The organism is Kitasatospora sp. NPDC093558 (assembly GCF_040683475.1).
Taxonomy (GTDB): domain Bacteria; phylum Actinomycetota; class Actinomycetes; order Streptomycetales; family Streptomycetaceae; genus Kitasatospora.
This window is the reverse complement of the sequence record NZ_JBFBDY010000812.1, coordinates 1-2,485: the sequence shown is the minus strand read 5'-3', so window position 1 is coordinate 2,485 and position 2,485 is coordinate 1. Positions and strand designations below refer to the sequence as shown.

At 67.9% G+C, this 2,485-nt stretch carries 2 protein-coding genes and 3 pseudogenes; 3 read left to right on the top strand and 2 right to left on the bottom strand.

Features of this window, described 5'->3' with window-relative positions; genetic code table 11:
• Nucleotides 1–89: 89 nt before the first annotated feature.
• The 3 genes and pseudogenes from AB0O00_RS35545 to AB0O00_RS35535 form a co-directional block, all read left to right on the top strand.
• A pseudogene (locus AB0O00_RS35545) lies at nt 90–269 on the top strand (hypothetical protein); the annotation flags it as partial.
• A gap of 107 nt (nt 270–376) precedes the next feature.
• A pseudogene (locus AB0O00_RS35540) lies at nt 377–1,009 on the top strand (ATP-binding protein); the annotation flags it as partial.
• 161 nt (nt 1,010–1,170) lie between these two features.
• Nucleotides 1,171–1,620, top strand: a complete 450-nt coding sequence (locus AB0O00_RS35535; protein ID WP_363658833.1) for a hypothetical protein — start codon at nt 1,171–1,173, stop codon at nt 1,618–1,620.
• Here the strand turns inward: AB0O00_RS35535 and AB0O00_RS35530 are convergent, their stop codons facing one another.
• On the bottom strand, nt 1,621–1,764 hold the full coding sequence (locus AB0O00_RS35530; protein ID WP_363658834.1) for a hypothetical protein: 144 nt from the start codon (nt 1,762–1,764) through the stop codon (nt 1,621–1,623). It abuts the gene before it with no gap.
• A 492-nt stretch (nt 1,765–2,256) separates the two neighbouring features.
• Nucleotides 2,257–2,433, bottom strand: a pseudogene (locus tag AB0O00_RS35525) (integrase); the annotation flags it as partial.
• Between the last annotated feature and the right edge of the window lie 52 nt (nt 2,434–2,485).

The following is a 2,485-nucleotide window of genomic DNA, read 5'->3' as shown; positions in this document are numbered from 1 at the left end:
GAACGCCGCGACGGCCACCGCCACGGAGGAGTTGGGCAGGGCGATGGCGTGGAAGTCGCCTCGCATGGTTTTCGCGCCCGTGTGCCCGGCGAGTCCTCGCCTGCATCCTCATCGCAGAGGCCGGTGTCCGCGGGCGTCCCGGCGGCAAGGTCACCTGGGGTCCACCCGCCCACGCCGCGTTGCGACGACTGGTCGCAACGGTGCGCGGGCCCGGTGAGCGCGGCCCGGTGTTCACCGAGTCCGTGCAGCGGGGTCGACAACACGGCTGATCAGCCCCCCGTCACCGGAGCACAGGACCAACGCGATGAAGCCGCCGTCGGCAATCGTGACGGCACTGCCACGCCGGCGGCGGTTACCTGCGAGAGGGAGAAGCGCCATGACCTCCGTGCTGCCCCGCCAGCGGAACCTGACCGAGCAGGCCGCGACCACGGCCATCGACACCGCCTGCCGCCTGTTGTGGCTGCCGTCGATCCGAGGCGAGTTCGCCGACATCGCCGACCGGGCAGCCAAGGAGCAGATGACCGATCGCGGCTTCCTCGCCGAGTTGCTGATGGCCGAGTGCGACGACCGGGCCCGCCGGCGCTCGGAGCGGCGGATCAAGGCCGTCGGCTTTCCCCGGGACAGGTAGCTGCGGACCTTCGACTTCGACGCCAATCCCAACATCGACCCCGCCGTGATCAACACCCTCGCCGACTGCGAGTGGACCAAGAAGAGCCGGCCGCTCTGCCTGATCGGTGACTCCGGCACCGGTAAGTCCCACATGCTGATCGCCCTGGGCACCGAGGCCGCGATGCAGGGCTATCGCGTCCGCTACACGCTGGCCACCAAGCTGGTGAACGAGCTGGTGGAGGCCGCCGATGAGAAGCAGCTGAACAAGACGATCGCCCGCGACAGCCGCGTCGACCTGCTCTGCATCGACGAGCTCGGCCCCATGGAACTCGACCGGCGCGGCGCCGAACTGCTCCTCCAGGTCCTCACCGAGTGCGAGGAGAAGAACAGCGTCGCCATCGGCTTCCAACGAGTCCCTCGGCAAAGCGCACATGTTCCGGCGAACTTGTGCCAGGCGGCGCCGAAAGTCATCGAGTTCATGGGCTGAGATCGCGGTGTCGGTACACGCGGCTAGCATCCTCGCGTCGTAAGAGGATCAGCACCGCAGGAAAGAGACGACACGTGGGTGCATCGGGCTGGAGATATGTCGCGCCGTACCAGGAGGACCTCGGCGCCGCGTTGCAGGCTTTGCGAGCGGCGGAGTTCGCCTCCGGCGACTACTGCAGCCCCACGGAGTGGGGCATGCCCGCGCCCGCCTCGGTCGACGAGCTGTTCGAGAACGAGCTCTACTGGGAGTTCCTGGGCACGAACGGCACCCATTCGGTGTTGGATGTCGGCCGGGTGATCTCCGCCGACGAGGATCACGGCTTCGGGACCCTACGCCCGTTGGCCGCGTCCGTCATCCAGGCAGGCTTCGGCACCGACAAGCCGAGCCGCGCGAACTTCGACGCCATGGATTCCGAGACTCTGGACGCTTTGGATCAAGTCCCGCGGTGGAGTGGGTGCTGCATCGTCCTCTACAAGGACGGGATTCCGGACGAGATTGCCTTCTGGGGTGTCTCCGGAGACTGATCATCTGCTGGTGGGCAGGCGTCCGGCCTCGACGTGGTCGGCGAGGTAGATCATGGTGGCTTCGGGGTCCATGCCGAACGCGGCGGCGACGAGCTTGGGGTCCATTGTGTTCACGAGGTCGACCAGGCGGGTGCTGCGGATCATCCGGGGCGGGTATCCGCATTCGTCAAGTACGTGGGAAAGGTAGGCAGTTGACGCCGGGCCTCGTCCGGCCTTCGTCCCTTTGGTAACCATGACGTGGGGGTTGTCCGTCGTCCATGCCGCTCGGTGGTCAAGGCATCGCTGGAGCCCAGCCCAGGAAGCGGGATCCAGCGGGACGGGGTGCGGACGTTTGCCGAGTCGGACGGTCTGGGCGAACGGGTCGATGTCGGTGATTTGGAGCATGCGAACCTCGGCACTGGAGGCGCCGTGCAGCAAGGCGAGCATGCCGAGCAGGGCTTCGTGCGGGTGAACGTGGTCGGCGCCGGTCCAGCGGTGGAAGAGGTCGCGCTGCTGGTCGAGGGTGAGGGTGCGGCCGCGGAAGCTGCCTGGCTCCTTCGCGGTCAGTCCGCGGGACGGGTCCACGAGGACGATGTGCTGCGAGCGGGCGAAGCGGAAGAACTGCCGCAGGACGACCAGTCGGCGCTGGCGGGCCTTGGGCAAGGTGACCAGGAAGGCCTCGATGTCATGCACGTCGACGAGCGCCCAGTCATCCTTGCCACGGTGTTCGGTGAGGAAGCGGGCCAAATCCCGGAGGATTCCGAGGGCGGTTTCCAGCGTGTGATGGCTGCGGGGTCGGGTGCCGGCCCGGCGGGCCCGGTCCTGGGCCCGCATCCGGAAGGCATCGAAGGCGGCGACGGCTGCCCGAAGGGGTTCGGGGACGGCC

What these genes read in the sequence shown, in the direction of transcription:
- AB0O00_RS35530 (WP_363658834.1), bottom strand. Translation starts at nt 1,764, where the DNA reads ATGATCCGCAGCACCCGCCTGGTCGACCTCGTGAACACAATGGACCCC.